Source organism: Paraburkholderia sp. SECH2 (assembly GCF_030464795.1).
Classification (GTDB): domain Bacteria; phylum Pseudomonadota; class Gammaproteobacteria; order Burkholderiales; family Burkholderiaceae; genus Paraburkholderia; species Paraburkholderia aspalathi.
The window spans coordinates 148,233-170,801 of record NZ_JALPRH010000012.1; the positions used below are offsets into that span (position 1 = coordinate 148,233).

At 62.7% G+C, this 22,569-nt stretch carries 19 protein-coding genes; 12 read left to right on the forward strand and 7 right to left on the reverse strand.

Going from position 1 to position 22,569, the window contains the following annotated elements; genetic code table 11:
• Positions 1-67 precede the first annotated feature (67 nt).
• The 4 genes from M0D66_RS20850 (at position 68) to M0D66_RS20865 (ending at position 3,625) form a co-directional block, all read left to right on the forward strand.
• Positions 68-1,285 (forward strand): acyl-CoA dehydrogenase family protein, encoded by a 1,218-nt coding sequence (locus M0D66_RS20850; RefSeq protein WP_200650875.1) that lies wholly within the window; start codon positions 68-70, stop codon positions 1,283-1,285.
• A 13-nt stretch (positions 1,286-1,298) separates the two neighbouring features.
• Entirely contained in the window at positions 1,299-1,835 is a 537-nt protein-coding gene (hpaC, locus tag M0D66_RS20855; protein ID WP_093635030.1) for a 4-hydroxyphenylacetate 3-monooxygenase, reductase component, read from the forward strand.
• A gap of 2 nt (positions 1,836-1,837) precedes the next feature.
• Positions 1,838-2,554, forward strand: coding sequence for an EthD family reductase (locus M0D66_RS20860; RefSeq protein ID WP_093635136.1), 717 nt, complete (start codon positions 1,838-1,840; stop codon positions 2,552-2,554).
• Positions 2,555-2,707: 153 nt separating this feature from the next.
• On the forward strand, positions 2,708-3,625 hold the full coding sequence (locus M0D66_RS20865) for a LysR family transcriptional regulator (RefSeq protein ID WP_256457348.1): 918 nt from the start codon (positions 2,708-2,710) through the stop codon (positions 3,623-3,625).
• A 20-nt stretch (positions 3,626-3,645) separates the two neighbouring features.
• Here M0D66_RS20865 and M0D66_RS20870 read toward each other — a convergent pair whose 3' ends face one another.
• The 3 genes from M0D66_RS20870 to M0D66_RS20880 form a co-directional block, all read right to left on the reverse strand.
• Positions 3,646-6,117 (reverse strand): c-type cytochrome, encoded by a 2,472-nt coding sequence (locus tag M0D66_RS20870; RefSeq protein WP_266211480.1) that lies wholly within the window; start codon positions 6,115-6,117, stop codon positions 3,646-3,648.
• Positions 6,101-6,616 (reverse strand): (2Fe-2S)-binding protein, encoded by a 516-nt coding sequence (locus M0D66_RS20875; protein ID WP_200617338.1) that lies wholly within the window; start codon positions 6,614-6,616, stop codon positions 6,101-6,103. The genes M0D66_RS20870 and M0D66_RS20875 overlap by 17 nt, the downstream gene beginning before the upstream one ends.
• A gap of 109 nt (positions 6,617-6,725) precedes the next feature.
• The gene (locus M0D66_RS20880; protein WP_266211481.1) at positions 6,726-7,877 is read right to left on the reverse strand and encodes an FAD-dependent monooxygenase; all 1,152 of its coding nucleotides are present in this window, start codon (positions 7,875-7,877) and stop codon (positions 6,726-6,728) included.
• A gap of 298 nt (positions 7,878-8,175) precedes the next feature.
• On the opposite strand from M0D66_RS20880, the gene M0D66_RS20885 reads away from it, so the two are divergent.
• The 5 genes from M0D66_RS20885 to M0D66_RS20905 are packed head-to-tail and all read left to right on the forward strand — an operon-like array spanning position 8,176 to position 13,810.
• Positions 8,176-8,928: an Asp/Glu racemase gene (locus M0D66_RS20885; protein ID WP_028194760.1), complete on the forward strand. Its 753-nt coding sequence runs from the start codon at positions 8,176-8,178 to the stop codon at positions 8,926-8,928.
• Between the two features lie 23 nt (positions 8,929-8,951).
• The gene (locus M0D66_RS20890; RefSeq protein ID WP_266211482.1) at positions 8,952-9,779 is read left to right on the forward strand and encodes an alpha/beta fold hydrolase; all 828 of its coding nucleotides are present in this window, start codon (positions 8,952-8,954) and stop codon (positions 9,777-9,779) included.
• A 19-nt stretch (positions 9,780-9,798) separates the two neighbouring features.
• Positions 9,799-10,839 (forward strand): 2,5-dihydroxypyridine 5,6-dioxygenase, encoded by a 1,041-nt coding sequence (locus M0D66_RS20895; protein ID WP_266211483.1) that lies wholly within the window; start codon positions 9,799-9,801, stop codon positions 10,837-10,839.
• 11 nt (positions 10,840-10,850) lie between these two features.
• The gene (locus tag M0D66_RS20900) at positions 10,851-11,495 is read left to right on the forward strand and encodes an isochorismatase family protein (RefSeq protein WP_200617342.1); all 645 of its coding nucleotides are present in this window, start codon (positions 10,851-10,853) and stop codon (positions 11,493-11,495) included.
• A 35-nt stretch (positions 11,496-11,530) separates the two neighbouring features.
• Positions 11,531-13,810: a molybdopterin cofactor-binding domain-containing protein gene (locus M0D66_RS20905; protein ID WP_266211484.1), complete on the forward strand. Its 2,280-nt coding sequence runs from the start codon at positions 11,531-11,533 to the stop codon at positions 13,808-13,810.
• A gap of 32 nt (positions 13,811-13,842) precedes the next feature.
• Here the strand turns inward: M0D66_RS20905 and M0D66_RS20910 are convergent, their stop codons facing one another.
• A complete protein-coding gene (locus M0D66_RS20910) occupies positions 13,843-14,292 on the reverse strand; it encodes a MarR family winged helix-turn-helix transcriptional regulator (protein WP_054034851.1) in 450 nt (149 codons plus the stop codon).
• Between the two features lie 381 nt (positions 14,293-14,673).
• Here M0D66_RS20910 and M0D66_RS20915 point away from each other — a divergent pair, with 381 nt between their 5' ends.
• Entirely contained in the window at positions 14,674-15,984 is a 1,311-nt protein-coding gene (locus tag M0D66_RS20915; RefSeq protein WP_266211485.1) for an MFS transporter, read from the forward strand.
• A gap of 107 nt (positions 15,985-16,091) precedes the next feature.
• Here the strand turns inward: M0D66_RS20915 and M0D66_RS20920 are convergent, their stop codons facing one another.
• On the reverse strand, positions 16,092-16,385 hold the full coding sequence (locus M0D66_RS20920; protein WP_266211486.1) for a GYD domain-containing protein: 294 nt from the start codon (positions 16,383-16,385) through the stop codon (positions 16,092-16,094).
• A 316-nt stretch (positions 16,386-16,701) separates the two neighbouring features.
• Between M0D66_RS20920 and M0D66_RS20925 the strand changes: the two genes are divergently transcribed.
• Entirely contained in the window at positions 16,702-17,334 is a 633-nt protein-coding gene (locus tag M0D66_RS20925) for a helix-turn-helix domain-containing protein (protein WP_093635019.1), read from the forward strand.
• Positions 17,335-17,352: 18 nt separating this feature from the next.
• On the opposite strand, the gene M0D66_RS20930 is transcribed toward M0D66_RS20925, so the two are convergent.
• Positions 17,353-20,370, reverse strand: coding sequence for an FAD-binding and (Fe-S)-binding domain-containing protein (locus M0D66_RS20930; RefSeq protein WP_266211487.1), 3,018 nt, complete (start codon positions 20,368-20,370; stop codon positions 17,353-17,355).
• 54 nt (positions 20,371-20,424) lie between these two features.
• Positions 20,425-21,453 (reverse strand): DUF1338 domain-containing protein, encoded by a 1,029-nt coding sequence (locus M0D66_RS20935; RefSeq protein ID WP_256458284.1) that lies wholly within the window; start codon positions 21,451-21,453, stop codon positions 20,425-20,427.
• 177 nt (positions 21,454-21,630) lie between these two features.
• On the opposite strand from M0D66_RS20935, the gene M0D66_RS20940 reads away from it, so the two are divergent.
• The gene (locus tag M0D66_RS20940) at positions 21,631-22,563 is read left to right on the forward strand and encodes a LysR substrate-binding domain-containing protein (protein WP_266211488.1); all 933 of its coding nucleotides are present in this window, start codon (positions 21,631-21,633) and stop codon (positions 22,561-22,563) included.
• Positions 22,564-22,569 lie beyond the last annotated feature (6 nt).

The window sequence follows — 22,569 nt, forward strand, 5'->3', positions numbered from 1 at the left end:
TAAGCGGCAGCGCTGTGGCGCCGCCGCACCAGACGGATCGATTATTCAATTCCGACACCCTGCCATCATGCAAAGCCTTCAAAGTGCCAGCCTTCCGACGCACGCCTATGAACCTCGCGTCGTCGATCAAGCCGATCCGTATCCGGAGTACGCGGGTCCCCTTTCCCTCGATGTTCTGATCGAGGAAATAGAGCGTCGAAGAGACGAGTTCGATCAGTTGTCACATGTTCCGCGCGACATGATCGCGAAGATGAAACGCGCGGGCATTTTTCGCGCAAGTACGCCGCGCCGCTTCGGTGGAGACGCGCTGCCGCCGCCGCAATTTCTGCGCATGCTCGAGCGCATCGCGATCGCCGACGGATCGACCGCGTGGGTCGCCGCGTTCGGCTCGGCGAATACCTATCTCGCGTCGCTCCCAATCGAAACGCAGCAGCACATCTATGCGAAAGGACCGGACCAGGTTTTTGCCGGCGGACTCTACCCGTTGCAACCGGCCGCAAAAGTGCCGGGTGGTTTCATGGTCAGCGGCCAATGGCGATTTGCAAGCGGCTGCAAGGGCGCGGACTGGATCGGAGTAGGGATCGGCGGCACGCCCGCCAATTCGGGTGACACTGGTGCAGGGAAACCGTTCACCGCTGTCTTCCCCGCGCACGAGGTCGAGATCGTTGAGAACTGGAACGTGGTCGGTATGCAGGGCACCGGCAGCCACGATCTGCGGCTTCGCGACAAATTCGTCGACGAGCAATGGACATTCGTTCGCGGCGGCCAGGCGCTGATCGACGAACCGCTCTACCGCTATCCCGCCGTTGCGTATCAGGCGCAAGTGCACGCCGCCGTCAACGTCGGCCTCGCGCGTGCAGCGCTCGATCTGCTGACCGACATGTCCGGATCGACTAAAACCACCACCGGCGCCCCGCGTCTTGCAGACCGCGGTTACTACCGCTCCGGTCTTGCGAAAGCGGAGGCCAACTGGCGCAGTGCTCGCGCGTTCTTCTACGAGTCCGCCGAGTCGGCGTGGCAGACCATCATCGCCGGCGATCCTGTGACACAGCATCAGGCCAATCTGATGCGCCTCAGCGCGACTCACGCCGCACAAGTGTGTGCGGAGGTCGTGATGCAGGCCTATCAGTTGGCGGGCATCGCGGCGATCTACCGCGAGAATCGGCTGCAGCGATTGGTGCGCGACTCGATTGTCGTGACACAGCACGCGTTCCTTGGAGAAGGCACCTACGACGCATCAGGCGCGCTGTTTGCCGGCATCGCACCGGTAACGCCGTATCCCTGATGAGAGGACAATCATGACGATCGACGACACCAAACGGCGTTTCCGCGATGCAATGGCGTGCCTGCCCGCGGCTGTCAACATCATCACCACGGATGGCCCGAGCGGACGGTGTGGGATTACCGCAAGCGCCGTCTGTTCCGTGACAGATGCGCCGCCGACGATGCTCGTTTGTATCAATCAGGCCAGTTACGTACACGATGTTCTGCATCACAACCGGAACGTGTGCATCAATGTGCTGGCGGCGGAATGCCAGGACGTCGCGCGTGATTTCGCGGGCATGACAGCCTGTTCGATGGATGAGCGGTTCGCACGTCATGCATGGACGATCGGACATCAGTCAGCCCCGGTCCTCTCGCATGCGATTGCAAGTCTCGAAGGCGAGATTGTCGACCTCAAGAGTGTCGGCTCGCATTCGGTCATGTTTGTAGAAATCGGGCATATCTCGACCAGAGCGGAAGGCGACGGACTGATCTACTTTGGCCGGCAGTTCCACCGCCTTGTGCGGCCGGAAGCAACGGCGCAGTCCGTCGTAGCAAGCGCTGCGAGGTGAACGTGGAAGTCTGCCTGTTTCTTATCGGCTACAGCAATGGCATGCATCCGGAGCCGCGCGACATCGATATATCGTTGATTCAAGCGGTGTCCCAGAACGTGGAAGGACTGCGGCGCTTCGTGATCCATCGCTCTGAGGAGTCGACGAATGGCGATCCTCAGTCAAAAGAACATGCTTTGAAGCCACGCTGGGTGCTGCAGTGGTATTTCGACGATCTCGATCCTGCCGAAGCGGTCCTTCAACACGGCGGTACCGCACACACGATCGTGGAGCAAGCGATAGACGCCACCCAGGACCGCCTTGCAGTCGCGCAGCAACTCATGGCGGTGAGAAAATTTGCTACGCCGAATGCCCGCGGCATTGGAGATCCGTCTGAGAAATGCACGTATCTCGTCGGCTATGAAGGAGAAGCCCAGAATTTCAATGCGTGGTTGACGCACTATCTGAAGCATCATCCTCCGCTCATGGCACAGCTGCCCGGCATTCGTGAACTGGAAATCTATACGCGGGTCGACTATCGGACCGGTTTAGATATTCCGCAAGCAACCGCCATGCAGCGGAACAAAGTGGTCTTCGACGATCCCGCGGCGCTGGCCGCAGCGTTGGCCTCGCCGGTACGTGCGCAGATGAAGCAGGATTTCGACGCATTCCCGCCATACAGCGGACCGGCCTCGCATTTCCCTATGCACAGCATTTACGGTAACCTGCAGCGGACGTAAAGCCGGACGCGGATAGCCCTAAGCAGCAGGCGGCTGTCAGGTCCCGCTCTGCGGACCGGATACTGTCGCACCGAAAGTTGCGCGTCCGTTTTAACAGCCAGAGCCTGACGCAACGCGATCGTCAGACTCCTTCACTGCCGCGATCCGAACGTCATGACAAAGTCGCACTCTGGCATTACGGATTTGAATCTGCTGCGCGTGTTTCTGGCCATTTCGGATCTACGCAGCCTGACCGCCGCGGGAGAACGGCTCGGGCTCACGCAACCTGCGGTCAGCCACGCGCTCCGTCGACTGCGTGGCTTATTCGACGACCCGCTTTTTGTGCGCACGCCCAGCGGCATGGTGCCCACAGATGCGGCACTGCGTTTGCACGCACCGCTCACGCAGGCGTTCGAGATCATCAACGGCGCCGTGCAGCAGCTCGCGAAATTCGACCCCGCTACGACGACACGCGTGTTCCGCGTGTCGATGTCGGATATGTCGGAGTACTTTTTCCTGCCGCCGCTGCTCTCGATGCTCGACCGTACTGCGCGCGGTATCCGGATCGAGATCGCGAATGTCTCCGTCGACTCAGTGAGTGCCGCGATGCGCAGCGGCGAAATCGATCTCGCGCTCGGTTACGTTCCGGGTCTGGATTCAGGTTGCGTGAGCAGGACGCTATTCTTCGACGAGCATGTTTGCGTTGTGCGGGCGGGTCACCCTTTGCGCAAACTGAAACCGACCAAGGAAGACCTCGCGAGCTTGCGCTACGTCTATGCGAGCACAAACGCAACCGGACACCGGATGGTCGAGCAATGGCTGGAGGAATTGAATTTGCGCCGGGATATCGTGCTGCGTCTGCCTCATTTTGTCGTTGCGCCGGAGATCGTTCAGAACACCGATCTCGCCGTCATTTTCCCCAGGAGCATCGCGCAGCGCTTTAACCGCAACAAGTCCTTCCGCATCATCCCGCTGCCCTTCTCGTTGCCACCCATTGAAATTCAGGTCCATTGCCACGCGCAGTTTTCGGCGGACCCGGGAATCGCCTGGCTGGTCGACGCCATCTACGATATGTTTCATCAGGCCGATTGACCGGAATTGCTCGGACGGCGCTAGTGCCCGGCGCGCAATCTTGCCGACGCCGATTCGAGATCACGCCAGGCCGGCTGCCCCGGTGCGTAGCGCGCGCGGATATACGACGCGAGCTCGGCCATCTGCTTGTCGTCGAACACATCACCGAAGCCGGGCATGTAACCGAGCGATTCCGTTGCGGGCTGATCGATTCCATGTTGCAACACATGCAGAAGATTGTCCGGTGAGGCCTGGGCAACGCTCGTGTTCAATCCCATCAACGGGCGTACTCCGAAATGGCCGACGCCGCCCGATTCCGCATGACACACCGCGCACGATGCTTCGAAAATGCGGCGGCCGTCTTCGAAGCCAAGTGTCGTCGTCGAATTCGCGTCTGTAGCAATCGCCCGCGTGGCCGCAGCACGGGCGGACACCTCCGCGTCAACGGGTGGCGACAACGACGCGACGTAGTGAGCCATCGCACGTACGTCCGATTCCGGCAGCGTAGCGAGTCCGGCGACGACCGGCGCCATCGGCCCCGCCGCCACACCGTGTTCTGCAGAAAAGCCCGTGCGCAAATAGTCGAACAGCGCAGCCTCGGACCACGGCACCGGCGACGCACGCGAAGCCACCAGCGACGGCGCGTCCCAGCCTTCCGCGCTCCCTCCCGACAGATACGCAAAACCACCCTTCTCCGCGCCGATCGCATTGCGCGGTGTATGGCACGCGCCGCAATGCCCCGCGCCGTCGACCAGATACTTGCCGCGATTCCACTGCGCCGAGCGCGTCTCGTCGGGGACGAACGGACGTGGGTCATGAAACAGCCAATTCCAGCCGGCCACCAGCCGTCTTTGATTGAGCGGGAATGGCAAGTTCGTTTTCGGTGGCGCGTTTTTGACCGGCTCTTGCGACATCAGATATGCGTAGAGCGCCATCATGTCGGACTCGCTCATCCTGGCGAACGCGGTGTATGGAAACGCGGGGTAAAGATGCGAGCCGTCGCGCGCAATACCTTCGCGCATTGCCCGCGCGAACGCCTCGTATGACCAGGTACCGATGCCGGTCTGCGCATCGGGCGTGAGGTTGGTCGAATAGACAGTGCCGAACGGCGTGTCGAGCGCGAAGCCGCCGGCATTGGTCTTGCCGCCCGGCGCGGTGTGGCAGACCGCGCAATCACCCGCGGCGGCGATCTGACGACCGCGTTCGAGCGTGGCCGGCGACCACAGCGAAGTATCGACGGAGGCAATCGGTGCGATCGGCGCCGGCCCCGGCAGGACCGAGCAGGCGAGGCCGATCAAACCGCCCATCACGCCACCGATACCGCCCCCGGCCAACCAGCGCCGCCAACGCGACGGACGACGCGTTTGCGCAGGCGCCTCAGCCAACACAGCGGAAGGTGCTTCAGTCAACGCGCGGCGGATGCGCTCCGCGTCGAACGGGGGTGCACGGAAACGCACGCCGGTTGCGTCGAACAAGGCGTTCGCAATCGCGGCTGCGGCGGGCGCGGCAGCACGCTCTATCGTGTCGGCCTCCGCGCTCGTCAAGGTCCGCGCCGTCCCGGCAGTCGGCTCGTTCAGCGCGCTTCCCACCACGCTCAGTTCATGCGACACCGCGGCATCGCCGTTTGCAGAGCCGGTTTCATCGTGGGCTGACCGGGCAAGAAAGCGCACGCCGGTGGAGCGCTCGATCGCATCGGCCACCTGCCACGACGGCAAGCCCGAGACGCGCGCCGCACCCGGTTCGCCCGAACCACGGCCCGCGACCACGCGTCTGATCGCGACATCGCCAGTTTCACGATTCACGTCGACATCCACGACCCACGCCGTCCAGCTATCGGCACCCGGATTCGGCGTTCCCGTTGTGACACGCACAGGCAAACTGCCTTTCTCATCCGACGATAGCGGTGCGCCGTGTTCAAGCGCTTCGCCGTCGAACGCGAAGCCGCGTCCGCGCACCCAGGGCGACGCCGGCTCAACCTGAGCTGCAAGCACCCCGCCCCAAGCGGCACGCTCGGTTACCATGCGGATCGTTTCGCGTGCGCCGCCGTCACGCTGCGCGTCGAGGTGCTGCAGGCGCAACGCGACCGGATCGCGTTTCAGCGCATGGGCGAGTTCATCGATGAACGATTCGCGGGCAAATGCATGCGCCTGAACAGGAATTGTCCGGGCCGCGGAAGCTTCGACCGCCACGGACGTTTGAGCGTGCCGGTATACCAGCAAAGGCGCAGTAGGCTCGACATCGTCATCGCACGTGGAAACCTCTTCGTGCTCCAGACGCGCACGGTATTGCCACGTTGTCATCGTGCCGTCGCGCTCGTGGCCGGTCCCGACCATCAGGTCCGCATAGGCCATAGCGGCTGCGTCGCCCGTTTGCGTTCGTACGGGCCATTGATACCGTTCCGACCGGTGCAGCGTCGCGCCGGACTTTTCGTTCCCGACAGACCGCGCACGCACAGACTCAAGCGCACGTTCATCATCACGCACCGCTACGAGGTCGTCACCGTCCTGATTCATGCGCACCTTCATGCCGCAGATATTGCGCAGCGCGACGCACCGCGTTGACGATCTCGAAGTGCGTGCCGCATCGGCACAGATTGAAGCGCAGCGCGTCGCGGATCGCGTCGTCGTCAGGCTCCGGGTTGCGCTCGAGCAGCGCCTTCGCGCTCATGATCATTCCGTTCAGGCAGTAGCCACACTGCGCCGCCTGTTCGTCGATGAATGCGCGCTGCACCGGGTGCAGCGCGTCGACCGTTCCAAGTCCTTCGAGGGTCGTGACTTCGCGCCCGATCGCAATGCTCGCGGGCACGACGCACGAACGCGTCGGCTGATCGTCGACGATCACCGTGCACGCGCCACACTGCCCGAGGCCGCAACCGTACTTCGGTCCATTCAGTTCGAAGTCGTTGCGCAGGATATACAGCAGCGGCGTATCCGGCGTGGCGCCCTGAACGGTACGACGAACGCCGTTGACGGTGAGCGTCAGCGGACCGGCGGGCGGACTCGAATGCGCCATATCTGAGCCTGTTCATAAATGAAAAGGGACGACCTTACAGCGGAAGCACGCGGCGTGCTATGGCGCCGGCGCCACGCGCTTCCATATCGCGTGCTTGCCACTCACACACTCAGGCCGAAGCGACCTCGGCGGCCGGCGACACGAGCGGTACGTCGAACACGTCGTAGCCAAAAACCCACGACGGGTCTTCATTCGTGCGCAGCCAGGTGTTGTTGTGCGAGACCAGTTGCACCTTGGAGGCGCGCGTCGCGCGGTTCGCTTCGTACAGCGCGAAGGCACCCGCGTAGTCGGTTGCACCCACTTCGTCGAGGCAGCGCGTCAACATGGCTGCGTCTTCGATCGCCATCGCCGCGCCCTGTGCCATGTGCGGCTTCATCGGATGGCATGCGTCGCCGAGCAGCACAAGGCGGCCGCGGCTCCACAACGGCAGCGGATCGCGTTCGAGCAAGGGCCATTTCGTAATGGACGGCGATACGTCGATCAGATTCTGCACGTCCGGATGAAAACCCGCGAACGCCTCGCGCATTTCTTCACGGCTGCTTTCCATCATCGAGACCCCCGCGGGCCACTCGGCCTGCGGCACGCCCGTGACGTAGTAGTACTCGTCGCGCGCCTCAGTCACGTAGTAGACCATCATGTGACGATCTTCCGACCACCACTTCACGCACATGTCATACGGTTTGTGGCCGAGCAGCGACGCGGGGAAGACCGCGCGATGCGCAACATAGCCCGTATAGCGCGGCGGCTCCGAGCCCAGCAGGTGATCGCGAATCTTCGAGTTGACGCCGTCCGCGCCAATCACGATGTCGGCCGTCTCGACCGAACCGTCCGCGAAAGTCATGCGCACGTCGCTACCGGTGTCTTCGACAGACTTCAGGCATTTGCCGAAGACGATCGTGCCGGGCGCAACCGCCTCGGTCATCAGCGCATGAAAGTCGCCACGATGGACCGTCAGATAGCTCGCGCCATAGGCCTTGAGCGCGTGATCGCCGAGCGGAATCTGCGAGATCGCTTCGGCCGTTTTCCAGTCGCGGCTGTACCAGAAGTCGGGATGCGAGCCCATCAGGTTCAGAGCGTCTTCGCAGCCGATGCGACGCATGATCTTCATCACATTCGGCCCCAGGTGAATACCCGCACCCAGGCGTGAAAACGCCTGAGCCTGCTCGTAGAGCCTGACGTCATAACCGCTGCGTTGCAACAACGCGGCAGCCGCCGTGCCGCCGAGGCCTGCGCCGATAACGGCGATACGGGTTTTTCTCATGATGTTCTCCTGTTCGTGCGCCCGCCCAGCGACATGCTTCGACGGTCCGGTTGAGTTCGATTAAATGTAGCGTACACATTCGAAATTCTTTCGACAACAAAAATTTTGCGTGCGTTCGAACGCCGAATTTATCGCCTACATACGTGCAATCACGCTTTCATTCCTCCTGTCGCTCGTCTGGAGCATTTTTATTCTGTTGAATTTTTATAACGTACACACTAGACTTTGCTTCAACGTACGACGCCCCTCGCCGTCGCAAGGCGCCGGGCATCACTCACATTGACCGGAGAGCATCACAATGACCAGGACATACCGGATCGGCCAGATCGTGCCGAGTTCGAACACCACGATGGAAACGGAGATCCCGGCCATGCTGCGACTGCGCGAGACGATCCGTCCGCAGCGTTTCACCTTTCATTCGAGCCGTATGCGCATGAAGAAGGTCGTCAAGGAAGAACTGGCGGCAATGGACGCCGAGTCGGACCGCTGCGCCCTCGAGTTGTCCGATGCGCGCGTCGACGTGCTCGGTTATGCCTGCCTCGTCGCGATCATGGCCATGGGTCACGGTTATCACCGCGTGTCGCAGGCGCGCCTGACGCAGCGCACGGCGGAAAACGGCGGGCAGGCGCCTGTCCTGACGAGCGCTGGAGCATTGGTCGATGCACTGCGTGTGATCGGCGCCAAACGCGTGATCGTCGTGGCGCCGTACATGAAGCCCTTGACCGAGCTCGTGGTCGACTACATCCGCCACGAAGGGTATGAAGTCATCGACTATCGTGCGCTCGAAATCCCCGACAACCTGGACGTGGGCCGCCACGATCCGGCACGCTTGCCTGACATCGTCAAAAGCATGCCTTTCGAACAGGCCGACGCAATTGTGCTGTCCGCCTGCGTACAGATGCCGTCGCTGCCGGCGGTCGCCAAGGTCGAGGCCATGACGGGCAAGCCGGTGATTACGGCCGCGATCGCCACCACCTACGCGATGCTGCGCGAACTCGATCTCGAACCGATCGTGCCGGGCGCAGGCGCCCTGCTGTCGGGCGCTTACTGACCGCCGCCGCACGAGGACGCACCATGACTACCTTCCTGTACGGCGCGAACGTCGCGGCCAACGGCATCCGCCAGCACTATCTGCGCTACGGCGGCGCCGACGGTTCACGCGCGAATCGCCCCGCTATCGTGCTGATTCCGGGCATTACCAGCCCGGCGATCACGTGGGGCTTCGTCGGCGAAGTGCTGGGCCGCACGCACGACACCTATGTACTCGACGTGCGCGGCCGTGGCCTGTCGTCGGCATCGCCGACCCTCGACTACAGCCTCGACGCACAAGCCGCCGACGTGGCCGCGTTCGTCGCGGCGCTCGGTCTGCGTGAATTCAGCCTGGTCGGCCATTCGATGGGCGCGCGCATTGCGGCGCGTGCGGCGCTGCATGCGCCGCGCGGACTCGCCTCAGTGGCGCTGATCGATCCCCCGGTTTCCGGGCCCGGCCGCCGTGACTATCCGGGCAAGCTGCCCTGGTACGTCGATTCGATGGCGCTCGCGCGAAGCGGCACCGACGCGGAAGGCATGCGCGCGTTCTGCCCGACCTGGACCGAAGCCGAACGCCAGTTGCGCGCCGAATGGCTGCATACCTGCGACGAGCGCGCGGTACTCGCCTCCTATGAAGGCTTCCACACCGACGATTTCCACGCGGACGCCGCGCGTCTTACCGTGCCCTCGCTGCTGATGACCGCGCAGAACGGCGACGTGGTGCGCGACGAGGACGTCGCCGAATTGCAGCGCGCCACGCCGACGATGCTGCACGTACGCGTACCCAACGCCGGCCACATGATTCCGTGGGATAACGCTGCCGGCTTCTACGCCGCCTTCAGCGATTTCCTCGGCGCGCCGCTCGCCTACTGACCGTAAAAAGGAACCGTCGATGCCAGTCAGCGACTACCAATTGATCGAAGCGTGGAAGGAAGTCCTCACGCTGTCCCGCCTCGAACCCGGCCAGAGCGTCACGATCCTGACGAGCCCGGCCACGCATCCGCAGACCTTGTCGTGCGCGCTCATCGCGACGCAATCGATGGGCGCGATCGTCAATCGGCTTGATCTGCCGCCGGTGAACGGCGAGAAGGCCTTCAGCCGCGATTCGCTCGCCTATCTTGGCACCACGCCGCTCACCGGCAACGGCCCCGCGATCGCCGCGCTGAAAGCGAGCGATCTCGTGCTCGACCTGATGACTCTGCTGTTCTCCCCCGAGCAGCACGACATCCTGAAGTCCGGCACGAAAATCCTGCTGGCCGTCGAACCTCCCGAGGTGCTCGCGCGCATGGTGCCGACCCCTGCCGACCGCACGCGGGTGCTGGGCGCCGCGAAGCGTATCTCCGCCGCGCGCGAAATGCGCGTGACGTCCGCGGCTGGCACGTCGCTCGTGTGCCCGCTTGGCGAGTTCGGCCCCACCGCCGAATACGGTTTCGTCGACGAACCCGGCCGCTGGGATCATTGGCCAAGCGGCTTCGCGCTGACCTATCCGAACGATCGCACCGCGCACGGCACGATCGTGATCGATCGCGGCGACATCCTGCTGCCGCAGAAGCGCTATGTGAGCGAGCCGATCGTACTGACCGTGGAAGGCGGCTACGCGACAAAGATCGAAGGGGGTGTCGATGCCGCGTTGCTGCGCGACTACATGGAAACCTTCAATGACCCTGAAGGCTATGCAATCTCGCATATCGGCTGGGGGCTGCAGCCGCGTGCGCGCTGGTCGACGCTCGGGCTCTACGATCGTGAAGCGACCATCGGCATGGATGCGCGCGCGTTCGAGGGTAATTTCCTCTTCTCGCTCGGCCCGAACAACGAAGGCGGCGGCAGCCGCACGACGACCTGCCACATCGATATTCCGCTGCGCCACTGCACCGTGCTGCTCGACGATGATGTCGTCGTGCGCGACGGCCGCGTAATCGAATCGACACGCTGAGACCTGATGCGATGAATGCTCCCCAAACGCACGCCGAAGCCCATGTGTATCAGCAGCAAGGGTTCGGCACACCACTGCCCGTTCAAGGCAATATTGGCCTCTTGATCGTCGACTTCGTGGTCGGCTTTGCTGATCCGTCTACATTCGGCGGCGGCAATATCGCGCCGGCGATTGCACGTACCGTGACGGCGCTTGCCCACGCCCGCGCCGCGGGTTGGCCGGTCGCGCACAGCCGCATCGTCTACGCGGAGGACGGCAGCGACGACAACGTGTTCTCGCTCAAAGTGCCGGGCATGGCGACGCTCACCGAAGACCATCCCAATAGCGCGATCGTGCCGGAACTGACACCCGCGAAAGGCGAACTGGTGGTGCGCAAGACCGTGCCGTCCGCGTTCTTCGGCACGCAACTCGCGCCGTGGCTTACGCAGCGCGCCGTGCAAACGCTGCTCGTGGCCGGGGCGGTGACGAGTGGTTGTGTGCGCGCCAGTGTTGTCGATGCAATGTCGTATGGGTTTCGACCGCTGGTGTTGTCCGACTGCGTCGGCGATCGGGCAATCGGCCCGCACGACGCGAACCTGTTTGACATGCAGCAGAAGTACGCGGCGGTGATGCCGCTCGCGGACGCGCTGGTCGCGATCGAGCAGCGCGTGCGTTGACGCATGAGCGTGGTGCACATCCAGGGACTCCGCCCGTGAATCGCTCCGAACTTCTGGCACGCATCGGCCGTCTTGCCGTAATCCGGCGGCCGGCTGCGCCCGTCACGCCCGCCGCCGGACAGCCAGGCAGCCTCTCGACCTACGTGCCGGACGTACCCGAAGTCTTCGTCGCGATACTCGATGACGGACGGATCCTCGCGTTCAACGGTCACGTCGATCTCGGCACGGGCATACGCACATCGCTCGGCCAGATCGTCGCGGAAGAACTCGACGTGCCGGCGAAGCGCGTCACGGTGCTGCTCGGCGACACCGCCGCCACGCCGAATCAGGGTCCCACGATCGCCAGTGCGACGATCCAGATTTCGGCGGTGCCGCTGCGTTGTGCGGCGGCGCAGGCGCGCGGCGCGCTCTTCGAACTCGCTGCGCAGCGCCTCGGTGTCGCTATAGAACAGCTTGCCACCGACGACGCCCAGATTTTCTGCGCGGCCAACCCGCATGGCGCGCGCGTGACGTTTGCCGAACTGCTCGCTGGCCGCAGCATGACGCTTGAACTCGACATCGGCACGCCCGTCAAGGATCCATCGACGTACCGGCTCGTCGGGCGTTCATCGCCGCGTGTCGATCTGCCGGCGAAGGCGACCGGCGCGTTGACCTTTGTTCATGACATGCGCGTGCCCGGCATGCTGCATGGGCGGGTGGTGCGTCCGCCTTATAGCGGCATCGATAGCGGCGCTTTCGTCGGCACATCTTTCGAGCGGGTTGAACGCGAATCCGTCGCCCATATTGCCGGTGTGCGAGACGTGGTGGTGATCGGCGATTTCGTGGGCGTCGTGGCCGAGCGCGAAGAACAGGCGATTCGTGCCGCACGCGAGTTGCGCGTGAAATGGAAGCCGCTGCCGCCGCTCGAATCTCTGGACGATCCAGGCGCTGCGATCTCCGCTGCGCCGGCAAAACGACGGCCTCTGCTGGAAGAAGGCGACGTCGAATCCGTGCGTGGCCTGCCCGGCACGACCACGTTATCGCGCACCTACGTGTGGCCTTATCAGATGCATGGCTCGATCGGTCCATCGTGTTCGGTGGCCGACTACCGGGAGCCCGGCAAGGGACGCATCACCGTCTGGTCGGGCACGCAGAATCCGGTCTCGCTACGCTGCGATCTCGCGACCCTCCTGCAACGCGACGAAGCCGACATCGACGTCGTCCGCATGGAAGCGGCGGGCTGCTACGGACGCAATTGTGCGGACGACGTCTGCGGCGATGCGCTGCTGCTCTCGCGCGCGGTCGGTGCGCCGGTGCGCGTGCAGCTCTCGCGTGCCGACGAACACACTTGGGAGCCGAAAGGCTGTGGCCAGGTGGTGGACGTCACCGGCACGGTCAGCGACGACGGCCGTCTGGTCGGCTACGACTTCGTGACGCGCTATCCGTCGAACGATGCACCGCTGCTCGCCTCGCTGCTGACAGGCGCCGTCGCTCCACAAGCGCGCGTCTTTGAAATGGGCGACCGCACCGCTGTCTCGCCGTACGAAAGCCCGCACCGCCGTTTCGCCTGCGACGATCTCGCCCCGCTCGTGCGTTCATCATGGTTTCGCGGTGTGTCGGCGCTGCCCAACTCGTTCGCGCACGATTCGTTCGCCGATGAAATGGCCGCGCTAACCGGCTGCGACCCGCTGGAATTTCGGTTACGTCATCTGAACGACACACGCGCTGCCGAACTGCTTGAAGCGGTTGCCGCGCGCGCCGGATGGAAGCATCGCAAGCGCGGCAGTGAAGCGGCTGACGGGCGCTATGCGCGCGGACATGGCATTGCTTACGCACGCTACGTGCACAGTCGCTTTCCGGGTTTTGGCGCGGCATGGTCAGCTTGGGCTGTGGAACTCGTTGTTGATCGCGTGACCGGGCAGGTGCGGGTCGAGCGCATCACGGTCGGCCAGGACACCGGCACGATGATCAACCCCGACGGCGTCCGTCATCAGATTCACGGCAACGTGATCCAGGTACTGAGCCGCTCGCTCAAGGAGCGCGTGCGATTCGTCGACGGCAAGGTGGCGAGCCGCGAATGGGGCAGTTATCCGATCCTGACTTTTCCGGAATTGCCGGCCGTCGACATCGTGCTGATGCCGCGTCAAGGCGAACCGCCGCTGGGCGCCGGCGAATCGGCTTCCGTGCCTGGACCCGCCGCGCTCGCGAATGCGATCTACGACGCGACTGGCGTGCGCCTGCTCGCGCCGCCGTTCACGCAAGAGACAGTGCGCGAAGGTTTGCGCGCCGCCGGTAAGCTGCTGGCGGCTGAACCGGCGCAGGCGGCGAATACTTAGGAGCCAGGCAAGACGATCGCGGCGTGACTCGCCTACTCGCCGTCCGCGTCCGACTCCATCATTTTGCGCAGCAGAAACAGCATGGCGACGCGCTCGCCCGCATTCAGCGCGCCGTAGGTGCGCTCCGTGACCTCCTGGGCGAACGGCACAGTGCGCTCGATCAATGCGAGGCCGGCCGCGGTGGGACGCACGACGAGCTTGCGTCCGTCGTTCGGGTCGGCGCCCACCTCGATCAGCGCGCGCGCCTTCAGACGCTCGACGACGCCGCGGATCGTCGCCTGATCGATCGCAGTTGCTTTGACGATGTCGTTTAGCGAGCACGGTTGCTGCTCTTTGACCGCACACAGTGCGACGAACTGCGCGGCGGTCAGATCGGAATCGGGAATCGCTTCCTGAAAAATCGCGACGTGCCGTTGATACGCACGACGCAACAAGTGGCCGATCTGATCGTGAAAGTCGTAGGAATCCTTGCGCGGCGCCATAGGGGTACAAGGCCGGGCGGCCTGAAGACGAAAGAGAAAGAGTGTACACCCTCTAACCGGACCCTCAATACGACCTCGATCAAGCCCTCGCATCGGGTGGCTTATTTGTAGCTAACACGCTTAACATTTTCCGTGCACTTTCGTTGTTCAACAAGCGCGAACATGCTCGTAAAAAAGCATGAATTACAGGCATTTTTACGAGGAATAGAACGACTCAACGAGGAAATTCGATGGGCTTTGACCAGTATTTTTCGACACCGTATTTTGGAGCGTATACGCTACGTTTTTAGCGTGATACACAGACATCTGCAAGCGAAGTGCGAGTGATCTCTGTCGCACGACATCCACCTTTTTTCGCACCACCTTCCGGGAGTGGCAGTCATGGCGAATGTTTATCAGGGCAGTGCCGTGCTCGACACGAGCAGCACCGACAACAGCGATCTCTATCGCAAGGTTACGATCCGTCTCATCACGTTCTTCTGCCTGTGTTATTTCGCGGCGTATCTCGACCGAATCAACATCGGTCTCGCGAAGCTGCAGATGCTCGACGCGCTCAAGTTCAGCGATACCGTCTACGGCCTCGGCGCGGGTCTGTTCTTCGCCGGCTATATCCTCTTCGAAGTACCGAGCAATCTGATTCTGCAGCGGGTGGGTGCGCGCTTGTGGATCGCCCGCATCATGATTACCTGGGGTCTGCTGTCGGGCGCGACGCTGTTCGTCACCACGCCGATGCAGTTTTATATCGTGCGCTTCCTGCTCGGCGTCGCCGAAGCCGGATTTCTGCCGGGCGTGCTGCTCTATCTGACGCAGTGGTATCCCGATGCGCGCCGTGCCCGCATCGTGGCGCTGTTCATGGTCGGCTTGCCGCTGTCGAGCATGATCGGCAGCCCGATTTCCGGCTGGATCATGGCGTTCTTCAACGGCGCGCACGGCCTGGGCGGCTGGCAATGGCTGTTCCTGCTCGAAGCGCTGCCGTCGATCGCGCTCGGCATTGCGATCCTCGCGTGGCTGCCGAATAACATCGAATCCGCCCGCTGGCTCAGCGCCGCGGAGAAGAAAACGCTGCGCGCGAATCTCGACGCGGAGCCGTCCGGCAACAAGAGTCATTCGCTGAGCGGCGCCTTCGTCGACTTCAAGGTCTGGGCACTCGGCCTCATCGATCTGTGCGTGCTGCTCGGGCTGTACGCAACGAGCTTCTGGCTGCCGTCGATCTTGCGCGATACCGGTGTAGCCGATCCGTATCACATCGGGTGGCTGATGGCGATTCCGAACGCGCTAGCCGTGCTGAGCACGCTTTACTGCGGCGCCAGTTCCGACCGGATGCGCGAACGTCGCTGGCATATCGTGGTCCCGTTCCTCGTCGCGGCGGTTGCGCTAGTTATCGCCGGTGCGGGCCACCACGGCACGGTTGCAACGGTCATTCTGTTCTCGCTGATCAACGCGGGCGCGGCCGCTGCAATGCCTGTGGTGTGGTCGCTGCCTTCGACCTTCCTGAAGGGGCCTGCCGCGGCGGCGGGTATCGCCTTCGCCTGTTCGATCGCGAACCTCGGCGGTTTCGGCAGCACGTATTTCATCGGCTGGTTGCGCGATACGTTCCATTCGCAAAGCGCAGGTCTGTTCGGCTTCGCCGCATGTATGATCGTCGGCTGCGCGCTTGCGTTGACGTATTCCGCCAAGCTCGTGAACCGCTGATCGATTCGTTGCGATGCGCGCGCCTCGCCGCGGCGCATCGTGACGCTTGCCGGCGTAGAAAAAGAATCGCGGAGAGAGGCGGTTGGAGAGCCTGGTGTCGGGCTGTTTTATGGGAGTTTGCCGAGAAGAACGCTGAATTCGTCTTTCTTTAATGCACGGAGCGTTTGCGTGCGGACATTGCCTGCGGAGCCGAGCGCCAGGCCGAACGACATGAAGCTTTGTTCATCCGGCGCTTCCACGATCGTGACAATGTCGTATTGGCCCATCGTCCAGTAGATCTCTTTCATTTCACAGCCAAAACTCCTGGCCATCTCTGCCGCTTGACCAGCCCGTTGTGCGCTGTTTTTGACGTTGCGGATACCTTGATCAGTAAATTGCGCAAGAACCACATAAGTTGCCATGACGATTCCCCTTACGATTACTACAAGTCGGGATTCGGGCGCGCAGGCTCGACTGCGAACGCTACTGCAATCGAGTTACTCGAGAGCGTCCTGCACGTAACCTGATTGTAGGCAATGGAATCGCCGTCGCCGGCTGTTTGGCGGTCTGGGCAGGTAAGGAGGCGTGAGGGTCTAGTGAATTCCGACGTCGCAGCGTTTCCGATGGGAAAAGTTGCTAGGTGGTCGCATGAGCCGGACACTACCGAGCCCCGCCCCTCCCAAATGTTATTATCGGAAACATCGAACGCCGCGCAAGGCGAGTATTTAAGCCAGCCCAATGGACACCCATCTCACCAAACCCGCCGATCCATCGACAACCGACCTCGGCCGCCGCGTCCGTGCGGCCCGCCAGGCGCAGGACTTGACGCTCGAAACCGCGAGCCGCCTCTGTGGCGTCTCCCGCTCGACCCTCTCCAAAGTCGAAAACGGTCTGATGTCCCCGACGTTCGACGTCCTGCAGAAAATCGTACTCGGTCTGAAGATTGAAATCGGTGAGCTGTTCGGTTCGACGCCCAAAGTCAGCGCGAGCGGCCGCCGCGCGTTGACCCGCAAAAACGAAGGCCAGCGTCACGCCTACCGCGGCTATCAGATGGAGTTGCTCGCCACGGATCTGGCGCACAAAGCGATGTTGCCGTTTCGCATCCGCATTTCGGCGCACACATTGGATGCCTTCGATGACTGGGGCCGTCACGAGGGTGAAGAATTCCTGTACGTGATCAGCGGCAGCGTGTGCCTCTATTCCGAGTTGTACGCGCCGACGCATCTCAACGCAGGTGACAGCCTTTACTTCGACAGCCGCACCGGCCACGCAGCAGTGTCCACCAGCGACGAAGACGCCGAGGTGTTGTGGATGGCAACCAGCGCCGACATTCCGCAGACGTCGGCTACCTCAGAGCCGGCGAAAAAATAGCGACGGCGCTACGGCCCCTTAACGGCGTGCCGCCAACGCCTGCTGCGCCAGTTGCGCGATATGTATCGCGTGTTGCCCGGTCCCCTGTTCGATCTGCTCCCGGCAACTGAAGCCGTTGGTCAGCACGATCATTTCCGCGTTTGCCGCGGCCGCAGCACGCACAGCTGGAAACAGCGTGCTTTCGCCGATCTTCTCAGACAGCGCGTGATGCTCGTCGTTGAAGCCGAACGATCCCGCCATGCCGCAGCATCCCGTATCGAGCAATTTCCACTTCACGCCAAGCTTGTTCAGCAGCGCGGTATCGCCTTGCATACCGAATAGCGCCTTCTGATGACAATGGCCGTGCACGATCACGTCCGCGGGAAGCGTCGGCCAATCGAACGGCTGACGCGCGACGAAATCGGAAAATAGAAACGTCTGCGCTGATAGCTGCGTCGCTAAAGCATGATCGGGGAATTGCTTCAGCAGTTCGTCCTTGAACACCGACAAGCAACCCGGTTCAAGCCCGACTAACGGCACACCCGCGGCGATGTCCTCGCCGAGGTCATCGAGAATGGTGGTCAGCAACTCGCGCGCACGGTCGAGTAAACCGAAGTCATACAGCGGACGCCCGCAACACAAACGATTCTTCGGCAGCACGACGTGCCAACCCATTTGCGTCAGCACATCGGCCGCGGCCTGCGCGATCTCTGGCGTGAAGTGATCGTTGAACGTATCGACCCACAGGATGACTTTCTTCACGTCACCAGGAGAGCGAGCATCAAGCTCCGTCTGAGGCGAACGCCGGGCAATCTGTCGATACGTCCGCGTCGCAAACTTCGGCAACTCACGTGCTTGCGCGACACCGGCGACCCACTTCCCAACCGCAGCCAACCCCGGCGCCGACGTCATAAAATTCGTCAGCCGCGGAAAGCGCGCCGCCCACGGCGCCCATTCGCCAATCCGCCCCATAAACAACGCCTGACGCGGCCGGCGATTCGTCTCGTAGTAATGCGAAAGAAACTCCGCTTTGTACGACGCCATATCCGTATGCGTCGGGCAATCGGATTTGCAGCCCTTGCACGCGAGGCAGGTATCAAGCGCCTCTTTCACTTCACGGCTTTGCCAGCCATCGGTGATCACGTCGCCTTGCAGCATTTCCCAGAACAGATGCGCGCGGCCACGTGTCGAGTATTTCTCTTCACGTGTTGCGCGAAAGCTCGGGCACATCGTGCCGCCTTCGAGCGAGCGGCATTTGCCCATGCCGATGCATCGTTCGATCTCACGCTGAAAACCCTCACCTTCCTGACTCGCGAAGGTGAGCTTCGTTTGCAGTGTCACGGGCTTGTAGGCCGGCCCCATACGCAGGTTTTCGTCGGCGCGATACGCATGCACGACCTTGCCGGGATTCAATCGATTGGCCGGGTCCCAGATCGCCTTGAACTGCTCCATCGCCTGCATCAGATCGGGGCCGTACATGATCGGCAGGAACTCGGCCTTGGCCTGACCGTCGCCGTGTTCGCCCGAGAGCGAGCCGCCGAATTCGACCACCAGTTCCGCCGCTTCGCGTAGAAACTTACGCCACGTCGCGACACCTTCCACGCTGCATAGATCGAAGGTAATGCGCGCGTGGACGCAACCGTCGCCGAAATGGCCGTATAGGCTCGTCTCGTAGCCATATCGATCCACCAGCGCCTGAAACGCACGCAGATAATCGCCGAGACGCATGGGATCGACTGCCGCATCTTCCCAGCCGACCACTGGATCGGGCGTGCCCGCATCCACCGACAAGGCCACCGCCGACGCGCCCGTCTCGCGGATCGACCACACCTTGGCCTGAAGTGCACGATCTTCGACAAGCATCGCCGACACGTTCGGTCCTGCTGCGCCCGACGAAAAATACGCCGCGGCGGTGTGCGCCTGATGCACGGCATCGTCTTGCGTATCCGCGCCGAATTCGAGCACGACCCAGGCATCGCCTGCCGGCAGCAAGGCGATCTCATCCTTCTTCAACCCGCGCGCCTGCAAGCCGCGGATGATCGCACGGTCGAGTCCTTCGATCGCGATCGGCCCGCAGCGCATGAAATGCGGCACGGCGTCCGCGGCGGTGTAGATATCGGTAAAGCCGACCACGACGATCACGCGTTTCGCCGGACTCTTTACGAGCCGCACTTTCGCCTGCAAGGTCACCGCACAGGTGCCCTCGGTGCCGACCAACGCCCGCGCGACGTTGAAGCCGTTTTCCGGCAGCAGTTGATCGAGATTGAAGCCCGACACGCGCCGCTTGATCTGCGGGAATTTCGCGCGAATCTGACCGGCGTAGGTGTCGCGCAGTTGCTTGAGCGCGGCGTAGACTTCACCCTGGCGGCCGCCTGCTGCGATGATGCGTTCGAGTTCGTCGTCCGAAGTAGGCCCGACCCAGAAACGCGCGCCGTCGAAGGTCGCGATTTCCAGCGCCTCGACGTTCTCCACCGTTTTGCCGGCCATTACCGAATGCGCGCCGCACGAGTTGTTGGCGATCATGCCGCCGAGCGTGCAGCGACTGTGCGTCGCGGGATCGGGTGCGAATGTGAGGCCGTGCGCTTCGGCAGCGTCGCGCAAGGTGTCGCAGATTACGCCTGGTTCGACGATCGCTACGCCCGCGACAGGGTCGACCGACACGACACGGTTCACATACTTGCTCGCGTCGGCCACCACCGCGACGTTCACGCATTGACCGTTCTGCGAGGTGCCGCCGCCGCGCGGGAGAAAGGGCACGTCATTGCGGCGGCAAGCGGCGAGCGTTTCGAGCAGATCGTCGACGTCCGATGGCACGACCACGGCGAGTGGGACTTGCCGATAGTTCGATGCATCCGCCGCATACAACGCTTTCGAGCCCTGATCGAAGCGTACTTCGCCGCGTACGTTGCGGCGCAGGTCAGCTTCGAGCGCCTGCATAACAGCAGCAGTCCCTTGAAAGGGCCTGGCAACGCGCGGCGCTTTCGACGAGCCATGAGCCGCGTCGCTCAACGAAGCCTTCACGCCTGCGCCCTGCTCTTCATCCAATGACGTTCCCACCTTGCCCCTCATGTCTCGTGTTCAACGCCCACGCTATCGCCCTGCACTTACGAATTAAGCCGCCTGGCTCGCGGTCATCTTGAAGATGCCCTGTGCGTTGCCGGCGTCGAAACGCAGGTCCGTTTCCCAGCGGCGCGCGTCCTGATCGAAGGTCCGCTTGCGCGTGATGAACTCGTAGAACGAGCCCGGCACGTCGCGCGTGACGATGCTGCCATCTGCCGCGCGAAATTCGCGCCGCACGATGTCCGCACGGTACGCGGTCTGAAACACGCGGCCCGAACGCGAACGCTCCACTTCCGGCTTCATCGGACGACCCTTTGCCTTTTCGTCGTCGGAGAGCTTGAACACGTCCGCGACGCGATCGGTAGCGTGATTGAAGGCGTTGCCTTCGGTCGCGATCCACGCCATTTCGGCCGACTCCTTCAACAATACTTCGTAATCGGCTTCGCGTGGCGTCTCATGCTGACGCGCGAAGGCGCCGACGATCACCGGCAGCAATGCGTGAGCCGCCTCGAGCGACAACACGCCTTCGCGTTCGAGCTCCCACAACTGGCCGGCGGCTTGCGGCGTCAACGGATCGCGAGAGGCGCCGATCACTTTCGTCACCGCCTGCTGAAACTCCGCCGAGAAACGCTCGGGATGCAATTCGCTGACGAAGAACTGCGCGATCTCGTCGGGGGCGTCGTCATGTGCCCAAGCGCGACCGGTCATGCCCAGGCGGTCAAGCGGATAACGGCCGTTGATGCTGAAGCCGAGCGGCCGCAAGATGCGCGCGAAGGCAGCCTCACCCGGCGGCAACGCGCCGCTCTCCGCCCAGCGCACCGTGCGCAATGCACCATGATCGAAGTAGACGCTGCCACCAGCGGCGATCGCCTCCTCGGTGTACTGACGGCCATTCGCCGAGCGCGCCAGCAGGTCTTCGAACAGCGCCATGTTCATCGCCTGCGCCAGTTCGGCGCGGGTGACGGTGCCGTCCTCCCATTCATTGAGGATCTGCGGATGGTTCAGAGTGGCGAACAGCCTCGCGGTTTTCTCTGCGCCGAGCAATTTCAGCAGCAGTTGTTCGACATTCGCATTCTTGATGTTTCGCATATCGGTTCCGGGCGGAGTGCGGTGAGCACGCGTTCGTGTGTATGAAGATGGCTTGCCGGCATGGCTTCAAGGCGCAAGCACGGCATCGTTGGATGCGAGATTATTCAAATTCGCAGCGGCGCCGTAAAGCGAGATAAAATCGCCACTTGATGCGTTTTTGGAATCAACGTGCGAAAGTTCAAGATCCCCAACATGGGCGCGCTGCTCGCTTTCGAAGCCGCCGCGCGGCACGAGAGCTTCACGCATGCGGCGCGCGAGCTGTTCCTCACCGAAAGCGCGGTGTCCCGGCAGATCAATACGCTGGAGAGCAATCTCGGCGTGCGGCTGTTCGTGCGCGTCAAACAGCGGGTGGTGCTGACCAAGGCGGGCAAGGTCTATAGCGCGCAGGTGCGGCGCTCGCTCGAACAACTGGACCGCGACACGCTGTCGATCATTGCGCATGGCAGCGGCGGTGGGTATCTGGAACTGGCGGTGCTGCCGACTTTCGCATCGCAATGGCTGATTCCGCGGCTGGCGGCATTCAACGCGCAGTATCCAGACGTACGGGTCAATATGGGCGTGCGCACCGGCACGTTCCCGTTCGCCGATACGCACTTCGAGGCCGCGATTCACTACGGCAAGCCGACATGGCCGGGCACATCGGCGGATTTTCTGTTTAGCGAGGAAGTCGTGCCGGTGTGTTCGGCGAGTTTACTGGCCCGGCCCGTGAAAACTGCGGCAGATCTGCTGGACTACCCGCTGCTGCATTCCACCACCCGGCCTGACGGCTGGGCGTCGTGGTTCGCCAACCTCGGTGTCGACGATAACCGGACGATGCAAGGGGTCCGCTACGAACTCCACACGATGCTGATCAGCGCTGCGGCGGCCGGTCTCGGCATCGCGCTGGTGCCGCGCTTTTTCGTCGACGCTCAGCTCGAACAACTCGGGCTTGTGATTGCGCTCGACGCACTCGCCGTCGCGGACTCGGCGTATTACCTCGTCTATCCGACGGAGTTGAGTCACGGCAAGCCGCTCACGAGCTTTCGCGAGTGGCTGTTGCGGGAAGCGGCGGCGTACAGCGCGGTGAATCCTGGGCTGGCGGGCAATCCCGAGACTGATTGATTCAAC

Coding starts and splice junctions, on each gene's coding strand:
- M0D66_RS20850 (WP_200650875.1), top strand. CDS start 68: ATGCAAAGCCTTCAAAGTGCCAGCCTTCCGACGCACGCCTATGAACCT.
- M0D66_RS20910 (WP_054034851.1), bottom strand. CDS start 14,292: ATGGCGCCGCGCAAGGATTCCTACGACTTTCACGATCAGATCGGCCAC.
- hpaC (WP_093635030.1), top strand. CDS start 1,299: ATGACGATCGACGACACCAAACGGCGTTTCCGCGATGCAATGGCGTGC.
- M0D66_RS20890 (WP_266211482.1), top strand. CDS start 8,952: ATGACTACCTTCCTGTACGGCGCGAACGTCGCGGCCAACGGCATCCGC.
- M0D66_RS20865 (WP_256457348.1), top strand. CDS start 2,708: ATGACAAAGTCGCACTCTGGCATTACGGATTTGAATCTGCTGCGCGTG.
- M0D66_RS20925 (WP_093635019.1), top strand. CDS start 16,702: ATGGACACCCATCTCACCAAACCCGCCGATCCATCGACAACCGACCTC.
- M0D66_RS20915 (WP_266211485.1), top strand. CDS start 14,674: ATGGCGAATGTTTATCAGGGCAGTGCCGTGCTCGACACGAGCAGCACC.
- M0D66_RS20870 (WP_266211480.1), bottom strand. CDS start 6,117: ATGAATCAGGACGGTGACGACCTCGTAGCGGTGCGTGATGATGAACGT.
- M0D66_RS20900 (WP_200617342.1), top strand. CDS start 10,851: ATGAATGCTCCCCAAACGCACGCCGAAGCCCATGTGTATCAGCAGCAA.
- M0D66_RS20920 (WP_266211486.1), bottom strand. CDS start 16,385: ATGGCAACTTATGTGGTTCTTGCGCAATTTACTGATCAAGGTATCCGC.
- M0D66_RS20885 (WP_028194760.1), top strand. CDS start 8,176: ATGACCAGGACATACCGGATCGGCCAGATCGTGCCGAGTTCGAACACC.
- M0D66_RS20880 (WP_266211481.1), bottom strand. CDS start 7,877: ATGAGAAAAACCCGTATCGCCGTTATCGGCGCAGGCCTCGGCGGCACG.
- M0D66_RS20895 (WP_266211483.1), top strand. CDS start 9,799: ATGCCAGTCAGCGACTACCAATTGATCGAAGCGTGGAAGGAAGTCCTC.
- M0D66_RS20875 (WP_200617338.1), bottom strand. CDS start 6,616: ATGGCGCATTCGAGTCCGCCCGCCGGTCCGCTGACGCTCACCGTCAAC.